At 47.5% G+C, this 17,702-nt stretch carries 22 protein-coding genes; 11 read left to right on the top strand and 11 right to left on the bottom strand.

What is annotated here, in order from left to right:
• The 11 genes from RDU59_12335 to RDU59_12285 all read left to right on the top strand — a co-directional run.
• Window positions 1–382 (top strand): transposase (locus RDU59_12335; GenBank protein ID MDQ7839267.1); only part of this gene is annotated, 382 nt, incomplete at its 5' end.
• A gap of 600 nt (window positions 383–982) precedes the next feature.
• Window positions 983–1,630, top strand: coding sequence for a hypothetical protein (locus RDU59_12330; GenBank protein MDQ7839266.1), 648 nt, complete (start codon window positions 983–985; stop codon window positions 1,628–1,630).
• A 76-nt stretch (window positions 1,631–1,706) separates the two neighbouring features.
• Window positions 1,707–2,039, top strand: a complete 333-nt coding sequence (locus RDU59_12325) for a hypothetical protein (protein MDQ7839265.1) — start codon at window positions 1,707–1,709, stop codon at window positions 2,037–2,039.
• Window positions 2,040–2,078: 39 nt separating this feature from the next.
• Window positions 2,079–2,264, top strand: coding sequence for a hypothetical protein (locus RDU59_12320; protein ID MDQ7839264.1), 186 nt, complete (start codon window positions 2,079–2,081; stop codon window positions 2,262–2,264).
• A 151-nt stretch (window positions 2,265–2,415) separates the two neighbouring features.
• Window positions 2,416–2,781, top strand: coding sequence for a hypothetical protein (locus RDU59_12315; GenBank protein MDQ7839263.1), 366 nt, complete (start codon window positions 2,416–2,418; stop codon window positions 2,779–2,781).
• A 115-nt stretch (window positions 2,782–2,896) separates the two neighbouring features.
• Window positions 2,897–3,604, top strand: a complete 708-nt coding sequence (locus RDU59_12310; protein ID MDQ7839262.1) for a response regulator transcription factor — start codon at window positions 2,897–2,899, stop codon at window positions 3,602–3,604.
• Entirely contained in the window at window positions 3,588–5,060 is a 1,473-nt protein-coding gene (locus RDU59_12305) for an ATP-binding protein (protein MDQ7839261.1), read from the top strand. Before RDU59_12310 ends, RDU59_12305 begins: the two co-directional genes overlap by 17 nt.
• 484 nt (window positions 5,061–5,544) lie before the next feature.
• The gene (locus RDU59_12300) at window positions 5,545–5,844 is read left to right on the top strand and encodes a hypothetical protein (protein ID MDQ7839260.1); all 300 of its coding nucleotides are present in this window, start codon (window positions 5,545–5,547) and stop codon (window positions 5,842–5,844) included.
• Between the two features lie 201 nt (window positions 5,845–6,045).
• Window positions 6,046–6,603 carry a recombinase family protein gene (locus tag RDU59_12295; protein ID MDQ7839259.1) on the top strand — a complete coding sequence of 186 codons (558 nt, stop codon included), beginning with the start codon at window positions 6,046–6,048 and terminating at the stop codon, window positions 6,601–6,603.
• 102 nt (window positions 6,604–6,705) lie between these two features.
• Window positions 6,706–6,978, top strand: a complete 273-nt coding sequence (locus RDU59_12290; GenBank protein MDQ7839258.1) for a BrnT family toxin — start codon at window positions 6,706–6,708, stop codon at window positions 6,976–6,978.
• Entirely contained in the window at window positions 6,963–7,274 is a 312-nt protein-coding gene (locus tag RDU59_12285) for a CopG family antitoxin (protein MDQ7839257.1), read from the top strand. Before RDU59_12290 ends, RDU59_12285 begins: the two co-directional genes overlap by 16 nt.
• A 639-nt stretch (window positions 7,275–7,913) precedes the next feature.
• Here the strand turns inward: RDU59_12285 and RDU59_12280 are convergent.
• The 11 genes from RDU59_12280 to RDU59_12230 form a co-directional block, all read right to left on the bottom strand.
• Window positions 7,914–8,240, bottom strand: a complete 327-nt coding sequence (locus RDU59_12280) for a hypothetical protein (GenBank protein MDQ7839256.1) — start codon at window positions 8,238–8,240, stop codon at window positions 7,914–7,916.
• 3 nt (window positions 8,241–8,243) lie between these two features.
• Window positions 8,244–8,480: a hypothetical protein gene (locus tag RDU59_12275; GenBank protein ID MDQ7839255.1), complete on the bottom strand. Its 237-nt coding sequence runs from the start codon at window positions 8,478–8,480 to the stop codon at window positions 8,244–8,246.
• Between the two features lie 61 nt (window positions 8,481–8,541).
• Window positions 8,542–8,709 (bottom strand): hypothetical protein, encoded by a 168-nt coding sequence (locus RDU59_12270; GenBank protein MDQ7839254.1) that lies wholly within the window; start codon window positions 8,707–8,709, stop codon window positions 8,542–8,544.
• 450 nt (window positions 8,710–9,159) lie between these two features.
• A complete protein-coding gene (locus RDU59_12265) occupies window positions 9,160–10,617 on the bottom strand; it encodes a hypothetical protein (GenBank protein ID MDQ7839253.1) in 1,458 nt (485 codons plus the stop codon).
• 128 nt (window positions 10,618–10,745) lie between these two features.
• Window positions 10,746–11,513, bottom strand: coding sequence for an abortive infection family protein (locus RDU59_12260; protein ID MDQ7839252.1), 768 nt, complete (start codon window positions 11,511–11,513; stop codon window positions 10,746–10,748).
• 22 nt (window positions 11,514–11,535) lie between these two features.
• Window positions 11,536–12,672, bottom strand: a complete 1,137-nt coding sequence (locus tag RDU59_12255) for a PDDEXK nuclease domain-containing protein (GenBank protein MDQ7839251.1) — start codon at window positions 12,670–12,672, stop codon at window positions 11,536–11,538.
• 98 nt (window positions 12,673–12,770) lie between these two features.
• Window positions 12,771–14,951, bottom strand: a complete 2,181-nt coding sequence (locus tag RDU59_12250; protein MDQ7839250.1) for an ankyrin repeat domain-containing protein — start codon at window positions 14,949–14,951, stop codon at window positions 12,771–12,773.
• Window positions 14,952–15,052: 101 nt separating this feature from the next.
• Window positions 15,053–15,802, bottom strand: coding sequence for a serine protease (locus RDU59_12245; protein ID MDQ7839249.1), 750 nt, complete (start codon window positions 15,800–15,802; stop codon window positions 15,053–15,055).
• A 197-nt stretch (window positions 15,803–15,999) separates the two neighbouring features.
• Entirely contained in the window at window positions 16,000–16,200 is a 201-nt protein-coding gene (locus RDU59_12240) for a hypothetical protein (GenBank protein MDQ7839248.1), read from the bottom strand.
• A 236-nt stretch (window positions 16,201–16,436) separates the two neighbouring features.
• Window positions 16,437–17,081: a hypothetical protein gene (locus RDU59_12235; protein ID MDQ7839247.1), complete on the bottom strand. Its 645-nt coding sequence runs from the start codon at window positions 17,079–17,081 to the stop codon at window positions 16,437–16,439.
• Window positions 17,082–17,235: 154 nt separating this feature from the next.
• On the bottom strand, window positions 17,236–17,702 hold a 467-nt coding region (locus RDU59_12230), incomplete at its 5' end, for an ankyrin repeat domain-containing protein (GenBank protein MDQ7839246.1).

Here is a 17,702-nt window from a genome sequence, read left to right as displayed (position 1 = left end):
TGCCACGGCAGTCGTTCAACGGTATAGAAGCCGATGGATAATTGAGACACTCTTTCAGGACCTGAAACAGCATTGTGGTTTCTCTCATTATCAGGGCAGGTCGCTTGAGGGCGCATATCGTCACTTTGCTCTCTGCTTCGTTGCCCTTATCATACTTGATGTTATGAGGAAGAAGGATGGTAAAAGCCTGAGGGAAGAAAAGACCAGGCTGAGCAGTACGTTCTTTATCGTTGATGAAACTGGTCATTACCATCCGGCTGTTCTCCAATCTGCGACGGAGGAAGAGTTTGTGAGCCTGAAAACAGTGACAAATGCTGTGAGAGAGCAGGTTCGTGATTCATTGCCTCCCGATTACAATATACTTTTGAAATTGGCTGCGTAACTCGTGCTCATAAGCTATTGCTTGAGGCGTCTCCTTCAGTGCAATCTCTGCGGGAACTTCGGACAGCCAATAGTAGCTCGCCATCAGCGCGAACCTTTTCTCTCCATAAATAGAAGCTTTCCCTTTCAGCTTCAGGTCCTTACGGTAAGTGGAGGTCCCCCCTAAGGTTCTCCCTGAGCGTTGAAATGTCTCGGTTACTTCGATTTGGACAATCTGCTCTACGTCCTTCTCCTGCGGAGTTCCAGGCATGAGTATGCTGAATCCGCCTTCCGCAGAAGAGTATTTCGACCAGACTCTCTGCCGGGCGCACCCGCAGTGGCACAATAACAGCACCGCAGCCAAAGCCTGAATACAAAGCGATTTTATACGGGAAAAGTCATGAAACTCCGCATCCCTCCTCTCTGAAATCTACGATATGCGAATGGATGCCTCCCCTCAAGTATACCAGAAATATCCAGGCCCCTGAAGGGGTGCCGGGCAATTTCTTAAGACAGCCTTAACAGAAAATTTCAGATATCTTCATAAAACCGCCGATGATTGCAACATCATGGTGATATCATGAATGCAGAGAGGCAATCATATCAGGCAGGGAGGGACATCATGGATATATGGCTGAACGCGGGCGACAGAAGCTTCCCCCGGGGGATCATTCCCGAGAAGGTGACAGAGAGGGCGGGAAATGCGGTACGCAGTGAGGATTCATCGATGGAGAGAGGGGTGCTGAGCAGAGATGAGTTTTCTCCGAGCAATGAGGCGGCAGATGCCATGGCGGCGCGCTCCGGGTGCCCGTCCGAAGGGACCTCCGGGGGCAGTCTGCTGGGTATCCAGGGAAATCCGCCAGCAGTGACGGACTTTACTCACAATTCAGAACTCCATAAATCAAAAATCTACATTGTTGGAGAAACATCAACGTACAGGCATCAGAAGCTCTGCATGCCGGGTATTGGCAAGTGCGTGGGCTTCGAGCCCGATAAAGAGCAGGCCAGGCCGATATTACCTGGTTTTCCTGTGATAAGCTCCCCGGGCAGAGTGACTGCCGGGGATATGCCGTCAAGTGGCGTTATCCTGAAGACCCTTGAGGCGACCCCGGAGCAGCAGAAGAAATTCTGGGAGAGCGAGGTGGCCGGGCGGCTCAAAGGCAAGGCGCCCCATTACAACGCCTTCACCAATAATTGCATCGACTGGGTGAACAACCTCTTCAGAGAGGCTGAAGCGTCGATCCCGTCAGGCAGCATATCATCCAGGTAATCCAGGGATACCTACCCCTCAGCAGAGACGGTAAGGCGTCGGGCCTATCTGATTTCTCAATGGAGGTGACAGGCCTGTGAACAGGAGAATCGAGCACTTCCCGTACAACGAATCCCCTTTTTACGCCGTCCTCGGTCAAATCGGCAGGATCGCGGAGGAAGAGTGCTTTTCAATCCAGTGGTTTCTGGAAGCGATGGGGACCGTCAAGGAAATGATACAGAGCAACCTGGCCATCATTGAAGGAAGCCGTCACCGCCGTCTGACACCGCGTGAGGCGAAGATGGAAGATGCGCTCCTTGGCTTTCTCCTTGCGGCAGAGATGCTTACCGCTCTCAATCTCGATGAGTTTTACGATGCACTGCAGAAATCCGAGATTATGTACACTTCTGCCGAGATCCTGCCCGGGTGAGCATTGCATTCCAGACCGCAATGCCTCTGGGAGTGCGCATTGCATCTCCTCAGTGAAAGTAGAGCGCCGGATGCCCTGTATTTAATGCTGTACGGCAAGGGTGATCCGAATTCACCGGCCTTTCAGGCTGCTTTCAATGTGCTCTTTGGAACAGCCTCTACGATAAAATTTTCCCTTAAAAAGCCGGGCATGGCCGGCATGCATGTCCCGGGGCTCAAAAATTAGCAGCTGTCCCTGTTTTTCCCTGCGCCAAATTGTTACAATTTCTTTTGACACTCCTAAGACTTTCTTAACACAGTCTTTACAATAGCCACTCTTTTGGCAATATCAAACCTTTATCATGAGAGCATAAAGGATTACAAAGGAGGTTCGAAAGATGGATAAGGTCAGTCTGATGGGAAGCACTTACGTGAAGGCGGGAAATTACGGAATGCAAGGCACCCGGCCCGGCGTGTCGCCCGGCGACATCGGTCCGAACGGGCAGCAGGGGCCCCAGAAGCCCGGTGATCCTGACCCCATAGGCCACCCCAACGGCCCTGACAGTGTAAGCCTGAGCAGTGAGGCCAGCTCCATGGGAACACCGGACGTCAGTTACGGCGACATCGGCCCGAACGGGCAGCAGGGACCCCAGAAGCCCGGTGATCCCGACCCCATAGGCCACCCCAACGGCCCGGGGAGCTCAGGCTCCTCCTTCATGACCACTCTCGAGGAGCTGTTCCGGAAGCTTTTCTCAAATCAATAAAAAGGGCAGAGCCGCAGGGAGTGAAGCGTTCCTGGCAAGGGAGGGGAATCCCCCTCCTTTTTGCCTTGAATGTGGTATAATATGACCATTGATTCTTATGCGGGGGCTTATTACCATGGCAGGAGACAGGCTTGTATATATCGCTGAAGATGAGGTGGAGATTGCCGACATGGTGGTGAGGTATCTCGAAAAGGAGGGCTTTGAGGCAAAAGCCTTCTACCGCGGTGACAGGGCCCTCGAGGAGATTCTGAGGCAGCCTCCCGATCTTGCCATTATCGATGTGATGATGCCGGGCATGAACGGGCTTGATCTCACCAGGGAGATAAGGAAGCTCCACCTTTTCCCCATAATCTTTCTCACCTCGCGGAAAGACGAGGTTGACAGGATACTGGGACTTGAAATGGGGGCCGATGACTATGTCACGAAGCCCTTCTCTCCCCGGGAGCTTATCACAAGGGTGCGGACCCTGTTCAGGAGAATAGAGTTCACCAGGCAAAGCTTGTCCCGGGAATCAGGGGCCCGGAGCACCGTGGAGTCCCATGGGCTCACCCTTGACCTGTCCCGGCGGAAGCTCTTTTTCGGGAAGGAATCCACCGAGCTCACCGCCATAGAGTTCAGCCTCCTGGAGCATCTCATGAAAGCGCCCGGCAGGGTCTTCACAAGGGACGAGCTCATCGAGGCTGTATGGGGGAAGCGCTCCGCCGATCCCACCCGGTCCCTCGACGTGCACATAAGGAACCTGAGGCAGAAGCTCGAAGCCCTCATGGGAACAGGCGACATGATCCGGGGCATCAGGGGGGTGGGCTATGCCTTCGAGGATTAATCCCCTCCGGTCCATATGGTTCAGGCTGCTCCTCAACTTCATTGCCATCATCATCATCACTGTCGGCATGTTCTGCCTTATAGCAAAATTCAAGCCCCGCGAGACAGGGGGACAGGAGTGGGAAGAGACGCTCCGGTTCAACGGTCCTTATCTGTCCCGCCTGCTCTTTGAGGGTCCTTCGGCCTCCTGGGACCCGGAAAAGCTCTCGGCATCACTCAATGAGTACGGGACTCTGACGGGGATGCATCTCATGGTGGTGGGCCCCGATGGCAGAATCGTGGCTCAGTCCCGCCAGAAAGCCAATTTCGGCTCTCTTCTCGAAGGAGTTCTCAATGAGAAGGTATTGAAAGAGGCCCTCGCGAAGGGGCCGGTGAGCGGCAGCCAGTTCCTTTCCGATGGGCACTATACAGCACTCGTTTCCTATTCGTTCATTCCGCTCTATTCCCGGAAGACGCTCAAGGGCCTTTTTGTCATTGTCTCACCCCATGGTCCGCCCCGGCCCGCCATGGAGAGGCTGAGCCTGCAGCTTCTCCAGGCCCTCGTGATCGTGCTGCTGATTGCCTCACTCGCCGCGCTCCTGCTCTCCTGGAACTTCATCAAGCCGATAAAGGCAATGCAGCAGGCGTCAAGGAAGATGATAGAAGGCGATTTCTCCACGAGGATGAGCATTGAAAGAGACGACGAGCTGGGGGAGCTTGCGAGGGACTTCAATTTCATGGCATTATCGCTGAAAAAGAACATCGAGAGCAGGATGAGGCTCATGGGCGACATATCCCATGAGCTCAATACCCCCATTGCGGCTCTCCGTGTCAATATCGAAGGGATCCTTGACGGCATAGTCACGGGAGAGCGGGAAAAAAGGGCGCTTCTTGAAGGGATGCTGCGCCAGGCTGACCGTATCTCCATCCTCATCGACGACATCCTGGAGATATCAAGGTTCGAGGCCGGCGCGATAAAAATGGTCATCGAGCCCTTCGACCCGGGAGAGCCGGCCCGCATGGTGATTGAATCGTCAGCACCTCTCGTGCGGGAGAGGTGCTCCACCCTGTCTTTCCGCGACGAATCAGGCGGCGCCTACGCCATGGGAGACAGGAACAGAATTCTCCAGGTGGTGCAGAACCTGGTGGACAATGCCCTATTTCATAATCCCGACGGGACTTCCGTCGTCATTTCCGTGGAAAGGCGCGGCGAGTCTCTTGTCTTCTCCGTAGAGGACGACGGCGTGGGGATCCCCCCGGAGGACCGGGAGAGCGTCTTCAAAAGGTTCTACCGGGGAGACCCGGAGCGTGCCCGGAAGTCCCCGGGCTCCGGCCTTGGCCTTGCCATCGCCAGGGAGATCATCGAGGGGCACCAGAGCTCCCTGGCGCTTGAGCCGAAGGAAACAGGAACACGATTCGTGTTCAGGCTCCCCGCCGCTCCCCATGAAGCAGTCGCAGAGCAAATCCCTCTCCCCTGAGCGGCTCAGCCTGCGCCATTCAATGGATGCGCTGAATGAGAATGATGACCTCACGGGCTCTTTTTTGCTAATATGGGTGCATATGTGATCGGTTTAGCATCGTAGCCCTATCATAATAAACTTTCTGCCCATATTTAAATCAATTATCTCTTCCATCAAAGAGTTTATGGAGCGTTCGATGCTCGCAGTAGTTATACCCAAAGCTTTAGTTGCCAACTTTAACAGCTCAGTCACTATAGTAGCAAATATCGCAGCAAAACGTCTGGCTGGAACACGGTGTCTTTGAGATTTAGGAAAAGATTTCCTTATAGCTGCCTGCAATTTTCTTGCCACGATGCAGGTGATAACTGCCGTACAGATAAGAGAAAGAACAACATTTTCATTCCTGGTGTTAAGGATTTTGAGAATATTCGAAAAATTTATCGACGTTTGGCGCTCTTTTCGACCGTCATGCTTGATAAAAGGAAACATAGGGAGGGAAGAAATGAAGAAAATCATGCTGCCGCGAAATGCCGATGAAAGCAAAGCCACAGGGGGGAGAGCAACCTTGTACCTGGGCTCACCTCTGTCGTACAGAAACCACCTTATACTCTCCGAAAAAAGTGTCTTGACAAAGGGGTCCACTTTAGAAAGAGCTTTTGTCGGTGACAAGACTTGCTGGATTTCGGCAAATATTCTTTTATTTACTAAGGGAAAAGCTTTGGTAAGGATAGAGGTAAACCCTCATAATTTAGGTAAGAACTATACGTTGAAAATAGCAGAAAGCATCGTAAAAAAACTATAACTGGTTAAAACCCAACAAAGGAGGCAAAAGTTCCACAGCCTCTCCGCAACACTTCCCCATCGCCATTTCCGCAGCTCCCCTATGAGCTGGCATACCCTTCTCACAAACCCTCGTTTGTGAGAAGGGCTTCCAGTTTTGAGAATATAGTCTGGCTCTCGGATTTTTCAGCTCATTTCTAAAGCCACCCAAAGGGGGTTGAAAATGCTCATAGGATATGCCCGTGTCTCTTCAGATGAACAAAACCTGGACCTGCAGCTCGATACCCTGCGCAAGGCCGGGTGCAAAAAAATCTTCAAAGACAAACTGTCGGGGGCGAAACAGGATCGGCCAGGTCTTGCCGAGGCCCTTCAACATCTCCGCACCCGTGACACCCTTGTGATCTGGAAGCTCGACCGCCTGGGCCGCAGCGTCAAGGGCCTCATAGAGCTCGTGGGAAAGCTCCAGGAAGAAGGGGTGAACTTCCACAGCATCACTGACGGCATCGACACCACCACCCCGGCGGGAAGATTTTTCTTTCACGTGATGGCCTCACTTGCCCAGATGGAGCGGGAGCTTTTGATAGAGCGCACCAGGGCCGGCCTTGCCGCGGCAAAGAGTAGAGGCCGTGTGGGGGGAAGGAAGAGGCTAATGACCGCAGGCAAGGTGGAAGCAGCGAAAAAGCTCATAAACGAGGGCATGCCGCCCCGGGATATCGCCCAGAGCCTCGGGGTCTCGGTTCCCACCCTGTACCGGTGGTGCCCCGCTTCAGAAAGAGCTTAACATATAGCATTACACGAATCTTCCTGACGCACATTTTCGATGAAAATAAATGTATTGACAATGTTACTACATTATAGTAACATAAGCATAGGGAGGCGCCCGTTGAAGATAGAAGACTTTGAATGGGATGACAAAAACGTAGAGCATATCGCCCTTCACAATGTTTTACCGGAAGAAGCTGAAGAGATTTTCATAGACGAGCCTCTTTACAGCAAAACAAGTGAGGGGAAATATCTGGCCCTGGGACAAACACTGGATGGCAGATATTTGTTTGTTGTTTTTGTATTCAAGGACCTCTATACAGTCCGCCCCATTACTGCGCGGAATATGAATCTAAGAGAAGTGAGGGGTTACCGAAAATGGCTAAAGAAGTAGCAAAAAGGAAGATCCCAAAATTCAAATCAGAAGAAGAAGAAATACATTTCTGGGATACGCATAGCCTTGCTGATTACTGGGATGATACAGAGGAAGTGAGGGAGCCAATTCAGGTTTCCGAAGAATTGCGGAAGAAGATTATTAAAAGGCGGGAAAACAAACAGCTTCTCACAATTCGGATAGAAAAGGATCTCATTGAAAAAGCAAAAAAAGTAGCACGCAAAAAGGCCATAGGCTATCAAACTCAGATGAGAATGTGGATTGCTGAAGGCATTCAACGAGAAAAGGCAAACTGATCCAGAGCCCACTCCTTAAAAATCATTGTAAGATTTTATTAGGGGCAACAAGAACGTCGCTGCGATTTCATCCAATAGCATTTAAAAATATTCTCGGTGCCCATAGCCAAGGGATTTTCCAGAAACCCCTCAAATTTCGCCCTATTTTCCCTTGTCCCGGGGAGAAGGTCGCCCTTGAGCAAAGAACTCTCTTCTACCCCTCTGCCATGCTCCAAAATCGTCCCTCATGGTCGCCCAGATGATCCACTCCCCCGGATCACCTCCCGCGCTCCCTCCCCTGGTGACAGTGCCGCAGCTTCTCTCCCGGCCTGCTCACACTGCCACCAGGGCGACAACAAAGCTTTTACGTGTCTTTGTTGGGCGGTCTCCTCGCCCGCCCCCTTTCCCTGGAAAAACCGCCGCCTTGCCGGGGGTAGGCTCGTCGGCCGGATAGGTTGGGCTGGGGATCTGGTTACCTGTTGAGGGCCGGCCTTTGCCTCGCTGTTCGGCGTGACGTAAGCCCTGATAGAGGCTATGCCGCCCCCCCTGCCGCAGTTTCCCCCTTCAGACTACCCCCTCCTTGGCACACCCCCCTTTAATGTATAGGGGCATTAAAGCTGAAGGGGGAACCAGCTCTCAGGGGGGGCTAAAAATCGGCATTCACCCCGCGGCCCCTCTGCCGATTTTTGCACCGAAACAGCGGGCATGCCGAAGGGGCAAAATAACGGGACAGGCCCCTTCAGCACCAGGCCGGCCCTCAACAGCTCCCGGCGCATGCCAGACCTGGTCGCCTCTCCTTACCTCGGCACCCTGATCGTCATCCCTCGACAGAACTGGGCAATGAAAGTGCTGATCTTCTGCCTCACGCCACCTGTGCGCACAGGTGGCGTGAGGCAGGCCAGACACGCCCGCCAGAAACCCGGCTCTGAAAAGAGGCGGCCTGGCCTGCCGGACCCGTTTGCTGTTACTCCATATGCTTCTTTCCAAAGCTCAGTTAAGGGTTGTCTTCACAGTAATGCTTATTTCTTCAGGATCAATATCTTCATCAGTCCATTCGATTGATATCTTTATGTGTTCTGGCGGTTTCTTGTTTTCGAAAACGTCTTTTGCAATATAGACACCGCTGATCTCGCTGTTTCCATTTATCTTATCGCTTATGTATTGATGGCAGCTTCCATAGCTTTGCTTGATATTGCATATTTTATTGTACCGTATGATCTTTCCCATTACTGTTTCCTCCTTTTCCTTATAAGAACGATATTATGGCAGATGTTCTCTCGGTGGAGGATTACAGCCTCATCTTGAGCGTCCATGTTTTTCTGCCTTTCATTTTGTCTGCCCGGATGTGCTGATTCAAACTGCGCCGGGGATAATATGTCAATGCCGCTTCATTTTTCCCCGATGAAACAGTCGCAAGCCTGTCCGTCCGGGCATTCTGATTCTTTATGGGCTGCATAATGCCGCACCTCCTTAAATTTCAGTAAATACTTATGCTCGGGCTGAAAGTCGCAACAGGAAACTAAGGCCTTATGATACGGGTTTTGGAATATCTGTGAGCTCTTTTGTGGCGCCTCAGTGAAGGAGAGTTTTTCGCCCACACTTCTTTCTTCAATTATACCATATTTTGAAGCAGGTGTCAAGCACGAAATGGCTCTACGTAGCCGATATACGTATGTCGCGTCCACTGGAGCCCCGTTAATCGGGGCGCAGTATGTTACGTCGGGTGGGGCTAGGTGGGTGGGGGTATGTAGTTGAATAAGGAGGAAGCAAGTTTAAAAATGGATCGTTTTCTTGACTGAAAAGATATGAGCCCTAGCAACTTCAGAAGCCTCATGACCATGATGATGGCGATAAAATTCCCCATCCGGAACATAAAAAAGGGAACTGCATCGAAGGTTTATCTTTGTTATGTTCCGTCACCACCCTCTTGATAAGCTTCCAAGTGTTGCTGCATTACAAGTTGAATGGTGGCGCTTTGGCCATCCGACATTTTTGGGAGTTCTGCCATTGCGCGGGAGAGCACATCCACGATCAGATCTTCAGAATGTAGGTAGGTATGTACAAGAGTCAAGAGGTAAGAACCATGGATGAGGCGGAAAATATGTTTGTCGCTATGCTTTTCCACTTCAATGTTCGGGCCGGCTCGTCCGCATTTAGAAACGGTGACATTGAAGCCACGATCACGTAATCGACGGATGAGATGGGCTGGATTATAGATCGAGAAAATGATAATTTCGCCTAGAAGAAGCGCTCGTATGTATTGCGACTTCAATGGCCATAGTAACTTTGATTCCATTCCGCGTAATGAGTTGGTCATAGAAATTGCGTTTATTATTATGCAGTTGCTGTTGTCTGGAGATTTGATTTGAGATCTATCAATCGTAAGAGCGACCTTCTCCACTAGCCCCGTAAAGAGCTTTTGGGACGAAAAGCTGCGTTTCGGTCCGAATAGACGCTGAGAAAGTGACTTCCCAGGAGCCTTCATGCCAAAGAGTACCAACCCTTCATGAACTCGAATGCAGGCAGAGCGCTTACTTTGTAGTTGTTTCATTAGTTCGCCCAGTCGATTAACGTGACCATGGTGCGAGAGGCTAATGTGCTTGTCGATACGGTGTGCTTCAAAAGATTTAGCCATTGTTTTAATTTGACGGTCAAGATGTTGTTTTTTTCTATCAGGGAATGTCTCCAAAAATTCCTTTGGCTCTTCTGGTGACTCCATTTTCCCGGTTGTAAAGAGTCTGTCTGTAAAGTCTTCCGACCCTACCATGAAAAGCATTACATTCAACGTCGATTCGGAAGTGCGTTCTGTCTTGATCTCACAAAGACCAACTGCCTTCATTGTCTTCGGGTTGATGAGGCTGGCATCACCAACCCGAAGCAGGCTAGTGATGCCGTGATAAAGTACGAAAAAGTCATTCAACAGTTGTCCCCTCCTGATGAACTCAAGCTCGCCTTGTCCGCCAATGCCGGTAGGGCGGAAGGGTTGTGGAGGAGAAGATAGATGCCTGTCTAACAATGTGCGGGAATTTCTATAGAATATCCAAGCAAATGCATCACCCAATGCATGACCTATGGATATAGCCTCCTTGAGGCTTTCTTGAGCTCGAGCTGTTCGCCGCATCTCTACGAGAAACCATTTTTCATCCAGTAACTTCTTTCTCAGTATCAATTGCTGCCGGCGCTGGGCGAGGGCAAGATGTACTTTATCAATACGGAAGAGCGCCTCAGCTAGGGTTGGCTGAAACTTGAGGAGGTTGGACTCATTGACTCTCAATAGAATAGAGAAACACTTACGGAAGACCGCCTCTGCACTTATAAGCACATTGCGCACTGCCGCATTGGTATGAAGTAAATTGCCTACCATCGCTTCCGCCTCTTTCGAAAAGCCATTGACAATTGGCTAAACAAGCTTGTTCGATAAGAGTTATTCAATGCATTGCCAATTAGGTCCATCCCGAAGTATAAATAGTGGTTTTTAATAGCCCTATTAACTTAACTCCTATTAATTTTTGCTTCAATATAAGCCAAAATCGCCCTCGTAAGATTTATATATAACATCGCCTCTGGCGCATCAATCAACAATTCATTCGGATGTGCGAGCGAACCTCGATTTCGAATTGTATTTAGCCCGTCAATCGCACCAGCAAGAGATCCATATACTTTCCTTGCTTCTACATCATGATTTATCGCTTCTTTGAATTCTATGAATTTTTCTCTGATCACCTTAAATACCTGGGTCAATGACGGATCATCTGGTAATGCCTCGCCTCGATCAACGCATAGTTTTTTCAAATATCCGTGCAACGCAGTATGTGCTCTATCAACTGCATTTCGAGGGCCACTCTGATTAAGGAGGATTTCTGCATCTTTCAATGCCTCATATACGACCTCGCTTGTATGTTCAATCACCGGTGTGTCCACCTGTCCGTCTGCTTCTAGTCTGGCAGCCACAGCCAACAACTCATTGTAAGTCTTGATTTTGTTTCTGGACTCATCATCTGTTGCTTCCTCAGGTGGAGGAAGCATCTCAAAAATGCCTCTAATGATTTTGGCTTGTTGACGTGGTGGTGAGTCTTTTAGTATTTCTATAAATGCAGTTCTCGTTGTATGGCCTCGCGTGCGATATGAAGAAACATCAATATCTAAGCCACAGTATACAGGATAAAATTGATCGTGCTTGTGATAAGTAAAATTATTGAGATATCCGCTATTCGTACCGATGTAATCTTCAACAAGTTTGTTTATTTCACGAGGCGTCATTCTTTAACAATACTCCATTTTGTTATGTTTCTTTTGCCCCTTTTGCCCCTTTTATATTTTCATTTTCGGGCTCATTCTCTTCCAGTTCCCTCTCAATCTGTTCGATTGAGGGAAGCTTACCTTGCAACCGTTTAGGCAGGTATTCCACGAGCTTAGTTCGCCACTCGGCAACACCGATGGGTTTTCTCAAGTCACGCAGAGCGTACTCTACAGTGAGCTTATCTTTCTCCTTACAAAGCAGAAGGCCTATTGTTGGCTGATCGTCTGGGTGGCGCATCAGGTCGTCCACCGCAGAGAGATAGAAATTCATTTTGCCGGCATACTCTGGCTTGAACTCTCCGACTTTGAGATCAATCACCACAAAGCAACGCAACTTGAGGTGATAGAAGAGCAGGTCCAGATAATAGTCCTTTCCGCCTACTTCCAAATATACTTGTCGGCCTACGAAGGCAAATCCCACACCCATTTCAAGCATGAACTTTTGAACATGATCGATCAGTCCTTGCTCCAACTCACGCTCACGGGCGCCCGCAGCGAGAGTCAGGAAATCGAAAAGGTAAGGATCTTTCAATGCCTGTTGGGCAAGATCAGATTGCGGTTGAATCAGAGCAACATTGAAATTTGTGAGCGCCTTCCCTTCACGCTCATAGAGCCGTGACTCAATCTGCGCAGTCAGCACGGCCCGGCTCCAGCCATGTTCAATAGTCTTCTGGGCATACCATAAGCGCACGCGTGGGTCTTTTACTTTTTGAATCAGAATGATGTTCTGACCCCAAGGAATTTCTCTCACAAGTTGTGCGAGTTTTTGTCTTTCAGATTCTATCACAGGCTGTGATAGAATTTCAGGACCTTCTGACCAAACCAGATAAAAGGCTCTCATACGCCAGATGTTGGGGGGAGAAAATCCTTCTATGCCAGGAAATTCCCTTTGTAGATCTTTGGCAAGCCGCTCAACCACGGCGCGACCCCATCCTTCAGCCTTCTGCCGTTCAACAATGGCCTTGCCGATATCCCAATATAGTCTGATCAATTCTCGGTTTGCCGCAAGCGTAGCTCCGACCTGGGCGGTGCGAACACGTTCCTTGATATCTGCAAGAAACTCAATATAATTCGCCGGAAGCAAAGATGTCTTATATTTTTTCAAGTTCTTGACCCCCATAAATCAGTAAATTCTTCCTTCCCCGCTCCCTTGTTCTTCGCCGGCCTGCCCGAACTTTTCTTTTAATATCTCAAAACCAGACACTGACTTCCTCACTATTATTGCTTGGTTTTGCGTTTCCTCAATTCTTCCTGGATTCTTCGTTTCACCATCTCTTCTCCTATATTTTCGTCATATCTGAAATAAATAAGAGATATGCCCAAAGTATCACACATTTCTTTTTTCCTTATATCTCGTTCCTGCAATCTTTTAAGACCCTCTTCCCCACCCCAGTGATTAACAGGACTAAAATGCTGGATTCCTTGATATTCGATGCCAAGGTTGAAATCTTTTATGAAAATGTCTATCTCAAGTCCGCCCAGAAAGTCCGGTCTATAGTGCCTGTGTATTATTTTCTCTGCATATAAAGATTGAACTATATAGTACAAAATTGTCTCGGTAATCCACGTTTCTCCTACTTTTCTATAGCCAAATTTCTGCCTGACCTCATTTTCTATTACATTCCAAATACGTCTCTTGCTTTTATCAAAGATGTTTTTAAGCTTTGTTGCTTCTTTGAGATCTTGCCTTTTCGCTTCAAACCAATCTTGTACAAATCCATCTGGATCGCTTTCAATCAAGTCTAATATCTCCTGCGGACAAATCTCCCGATTTACCTGAAATGAGAGATCCTCAATCGGTCTTATCCCAAATTCAAAAGCTTGTTTATTAATATACCAGCCAAAGGTCTGTTTGAATGCACCGCCATAGATGTCTGAGCAATATCGATATTTCGGGATTACTCTATTGCACTCGTGACATATGCCTTTTTCAAATTTTAGGTGGTCTATTACCCCTAAATCATTAGGGGCATTCTGCTGTATTAATTTTTTTGCCAGGGCTTTGGGGAAATTCTTTTCGTCAATAATACCTTTACCTCTAGACGGAACCGGGCAGTGTCTGAATAATCGAAATCTGAGATAATTTAATACAGCTTCTTTTGCACAGGCACATAAAATTAATTGCTCCTCTTCCTCCTTAAAGAACACAAAGAATGTACCGTAGGAGCCTGGATATAATACCATCGGATAGGGAAGATCTTCAATTGAGACTATATTGTCGCCTGGAACAATCTGTGGGTCGGATTTACTGTAATTATTGCATTCTGCCCCATTTTTGAGCAACAAGAGCATGGCTGAAACATTTTCATAAGAAAAGGCGCGATCAAAAGGTGTTTCACCTCGAATCGTCTTGGCATTAATATTAGCTCCATAGTCGATAAGCATTTTGATTGTCTCGTAATTTCCATTTTCTACAGCAACATGAAGTGGCGTTATACCAAATCTATCAGTCATATTTATCTCGGCACCTTGTGAAAGCAAGAGAGGAATAGACTTCAAGTTTCTCTTCCGTTCCAAAATCATTTTGATGATGGGTTGTTCTCTATCAGGCATTCCTATTTTCTCATTAATATTAGCTCCGCAGGACAATAATAAATCAATTATTCCCGTATTTTCCAAACGTGTAGCCCAATATAATGGTGTTGTTCCGGCTTGCTGTTCTTTCACATTTATATCCGCGCCGTTTAGTATCAATAATTCAACCATTTCCTCATTACCACTGCTTACAGCAGCAAAAATTGGCGTTTCTCCCTCTCTATTTCTAAGGTTAACAAGATTTTTGTCTGATTCCAGATATTCTTTGACCTTTTCAATTTTACCCTTACGGGCAGCGTCGTGGATTCTTACCGATGTTTTCTCTCTCTTGTTCGTTTCTGATTCTATTCTACTAACTTCTTTTCGGCAATCATCATCACTGATTGAGCCCATTGCTCTAAGAGCTTTGCATTTAATCTTTCTTATTTCTCGATTAACAGTGACTCTACTCGTTTCCATACACCGAGTTGTCTCATAAGCTTCGATTTCTCTCAGTGCCTCTGCATACATCATATTTTTTTGTAGTAGCTTTATTAAATCGCAATAATAAGATCCCAGCTCTCTCCAATAATCAAACAAGTTTGTTCTTTGAGCAAGTATCCTAAAAACTGCTATCCCTTTACGATAAATACTTATTGCTCTTTCCGGTTCTTTTTTAAAAGCCTGTTTTGCTTTTTGGAGTTTTTCCTTTAAGTGATTTCGCAAAATTCCCCGAGCTGGATAGTCCATTAAGCCGCGCTTATCTAGCTCCTCTTCAACTGCCCTTATGCGCTCCGGCACTATTTTGATTTTCTGGCAGGGAAATGAATTAATATGCTCATCCAATTCGCCTGCTGTGAGAGAAAATATGGCGTCTTCGCTCATTTTAAATCCTCTCTTCAGATTATGCTTCATCGTCGCATGCAGTATGAAGATATGGCGTCTTTGTCCCCGGATTCTCGTGTCCAGAAGACCCGCTTTATTAACTATAATGAATCCGCCAGTTCCTTGACGGCAGAAGTTTTCCAAACCATTCCCAAGTCTGATTCCTTATTTATCCTTCCACTATAAATACCTAAGAACTTATAAACACCATCCTTGAACACTCCCCCTCCTGTAGACGTCGCCACCCACCCTCCGCTTCTATACGCGATTACTGGTGAACCCGATTGTCCTGTTCTACTTCTGCAATCAATCAAAAAAACAGGCAATTCATCATAATTAATATCCGGTTCTGAAGCCATGAATCCAGTCGCCCAGACTGCGAGACTACCACCAGCTCGAATACCGAAGGGGAATCCAACGACACTTAATATATCCGCCATCCCCACAAGAATATCAGTGCCGGGATTAGAAGGATCATAGGGGAAAATTTGAACATCTTTTAATTGTGTTAATGGTAGGGCAACAAAATCGGCCTTGTCTCTCAAAAGTGGGTGTTCTCTCCATCGTGGACTTTCCTCTTCATAAAGTGGTTCTGTTTTGGCAACCCAACGACCTAGATACTGTTTGCTATTGTGCCAGATGGTGATTTGATTAGGAAGTCCCCCTGTGGAATGCAAGGGATTCCCTGTATGCTGATGCCTACCAGTCACATTGTGTCGATTTGTAATTAGTGTTGGTCCCCTCTTTGTATTAATGGTAAAAGCTGTTCCTTGAGCAAGTTCTTGATCATTGAAATTCATCTGAATATAGAGTGATTTCACTGAAGGTTCTGCGATTTTGGGTATAGTCAATTCCCTTACCCCCCTAATATTAAAAATGCCACCTCACATATAAACCCAACATTTTGTAAAAACCAAGCGATGACCCCATTGCCTCATACTTCTTCGCAATCCTTGTCAGCTCGCCTGCCTCATTGACAATCCTGCGGATCTGCCGCATCGGGAGCCCGGGAAAGTCGTAGCCCCAATTTAACAGCGAGACACTCGTGCTATAATAAATTTGAACTTCTCTCGATAGCCTTTTTCATGAATCTGGCATCGCACTCGTGACAAAGCGATGCACTCACTTGCTTTCCTTCTGGAATTTCCACTCCGTTATCAAACAAGCGCAAGTATGTTACATCTTGTATGGTGTTTTTGCCGCACTTCTCGCAAAAACGCTTCTCTGTTGTGGTGTAAAGCTCATCCATCTATATCACCTCTATTCAATGATCAATGACGTTATTTTCTGAGCATGAGCCTGTTTCGGCCAGTCTGGTATGATCACCCCAATTGCACTGCCTTATTTTTTCGCCCCCTTAACTAAAAGATATATTAGAATAATAGGAGCAAATATTCCTAACACCCAGCAACAACCATAACCCAAAAAATAGAACATTGTCCACCCCCCTCTCATTTTAATTTTCTATATGATTATTCATCATTATTAATCCATTAGGGATACGGCCTTGTCATTAAAATAATCTATAACTCTTTTTCCCACAAGAGATGTCTCCGCATGGTTCCAGGCCCCGCCGATAACGCCCCCTACAATAGGAAGCGTCTTTGTAATGATAGCCCGCTGCGTAAGCTTCAAACCAAGATATTTAAGAGCCAGCTTTTTGACAATTTTCAAAACCTCTTTGCTTATAAATTTTCTGATAGCCGCTCTAGTTACACCCATACCAGCACGAACCCCGGCCTCGCGGAGAAGCTGGCTTACCACCTGGCCCCCAAAAAGTGGAATTAGGAGCTCATATTGGGCATCTGGCTCATCAAAAAATGTTTCGTCAAATATTGTTGCGATACGGGCGGCCATTCCCAACTCACACCGAAATAAAATTCCCACATCTACAGCCGCAGCACCGACAGAAACCCATGGATTGCTTGGAGCTCCCGTCACTGCCCCGGTCAGTGTTGTTTTCCATTTGGTGCCACGTATTACTTTTTGTGCCAGTTCTTCATTTGTTAATCCCGTATATTTGTCTTTAAGGCCACTCACGTAGGCCTTTACTTCGTCAACATTAAACTCCAGAGCTGTATCAAAGGCTTGGGTCAGCGCCATTTCTGGATTCATATCATCTTCCTCCATAATTAGTTTCTTTTTACAAGCTCTTTATAAAATTATACCCAAAAACGGCAAGACCAACAACAATAGGAAATTGTTGAAGTTTTCATTGCAGCCCCCCTATCAATATTTGTTATATCTGTAATCTATTATACCAAGAAAGAGTGACACATATGTGTCACTCTTTCTTGGCACCTTTGGAAATAAGGAACTCAACTATTTCTTCGTGGTCTTTTATACTTGCATAGCGTAATGGTGTCCAATGGTCTGCATCTAGCACATCGACATCGGCCCCTTTAGAAATAAGCAGTTCGACAACTTCTTTATGGCCTTCTATGCTTGCACAATGCAACGGTGTATGGCGAAGCATATTCTTAGCATTGATGTCGGCGCCTTCAGAAATCAGCAACTCGGCCACTTCTTTATTCCCCTCTAGGCTTGCCCAATGCAATGGTGTGCCAATTGACTTAACATTGACTTTAGCGCCTTTAGAGATCAGCAACTCGGCTATTTCTTTATGGCCTTTTCCGATTGCATAATCCAAAAGAGTCCAACCATATCTTAACTTACCTGACCTAGCATTGACATCGGCGCCTTTAGAGATCAGCAACTCGGCTATTTCTTTATGGCCTTTTCCGATTGCAT

The organism is Thermodesulfobacteriota bacterium (assembly GCA_031082315.1).
In the GTDB taxonomy this organism is placed as follows: Bacteria; Desulfobacterota; QYQD01; order QYQD01; family QYQD01; genus QYQD01.
Note: the sequence above shows the minus strand (reverse complement) of the source record. Positions and strands in the feature narration are given on the sequence as shown.

Excerpts from the sequence above, each read along its gene's own strand:
- RDU59_12295 (MDQ7839259.1), top strand. The coding sequence starts at position 6,046 with ATGCTCATAGGATATGCCCGTGTCTCTTCAGATGAACAAAACCTGGAC.
- RDU59_12265 (MDQ7839253.1), bottom strand. The coding sequence starts at position 10,617 with ATGGTAGGCAATTTACTTCATACCAATGCGGCAGTGCGCAATGTGCTT.
- RDU59_12250 (MDQ7839250.1), bottom strand. The coding sequence starts at position 14,951 with ATGAGCGAAGACGCCATATTTTCTCTCACAGCAGGCGAATTGGATGAG.
- RDU59_12310 (MDQ7839262.1), top strand. The coding sequence starts at position 2,897 with ATGGCAGGAGACAGGCTTGTATATATCGCTGAAGATGAGGTGGAGATT.
- RDU59_12315 (MDQ7839263.1), top strand. The coding sequence starts at position 2,416 with ATGGATAAGGTCAGTCTGATGGGAAGCACTTACGTGAAGGCGGGAAAT.
- RDU59_12260 (MDQ7839252.1), bottom strand. The coding sequence starts at position 11,513 with ATGACGCCTCGTGAAATAAACAAACTTGTTGAAGATTACATCGGTACG.
- RDU59_12270 (MDQ7839254.1), bottom strand. The coding sequence starts at position 8,709 with ATGCAGCCCATAAAGAATCAGAATGCCCGGACGGACAGGCTTGCGACT.
- RDU59_12305 (MDQ7839261.1), top strand. The coding sequence starts at position 3,588 with ATGCCTTCGAGGATTAATCCCCTCCGGTCCATATGGTTCAGGCTGCTC.
- RDU59_12255 (MDQ7839251.1), bottom strand. The coding sequence starts at position 12,672 with ATGGGGGTCAAGAACTTGAAAAAATATAAGACATCTTTGCTTCCGGCG.
- RDU59_12235 (MDQ7839247.1), bottom strand. The coding sequence starts at position 17,081 with ATGGAGGAAGATGATATGAATCCAGAAATGGCGCTGACCCAAGCCTTT.
- RDU59_12300 (MDQ7839260.1), top strand. The coding sequence starts at position 5,545 with ATGAAGAAAATCATGCTGCCGCGAAATGCCGATGAAAGCAAAGCCACA.
- RDU59_12275 (MDQ7839255.1), bottom strand. The coding sequence starts at position 8,480 with ATGGGAAAGATCATACGGTACAATAAAATATGCAATATCAAGCAAAGC.
- RDU59_12330 (MDQ7839266.1), top strand. The coding sequence starts at position 983 with ATGGATATATGGCTGAACGCGGGCGACAGAAGCTTCCCCCGGGGGATC.
- RDU59_12240 (MDQ7839248.1), bottom strand. The coding sequence starts at position 16,200 with ATGGATGAGCTTTACACCACAACAGAGAAGCGTTTTTGCGAGAAGTGC.
- RDU59_12285 (MDQ7839257.1), top strand. The coding sequence starts at position 6,963 with ATGGCTAAAGAAGTAGCAAAAAGGAAGATCCCAAAATTCAAATCAGAA.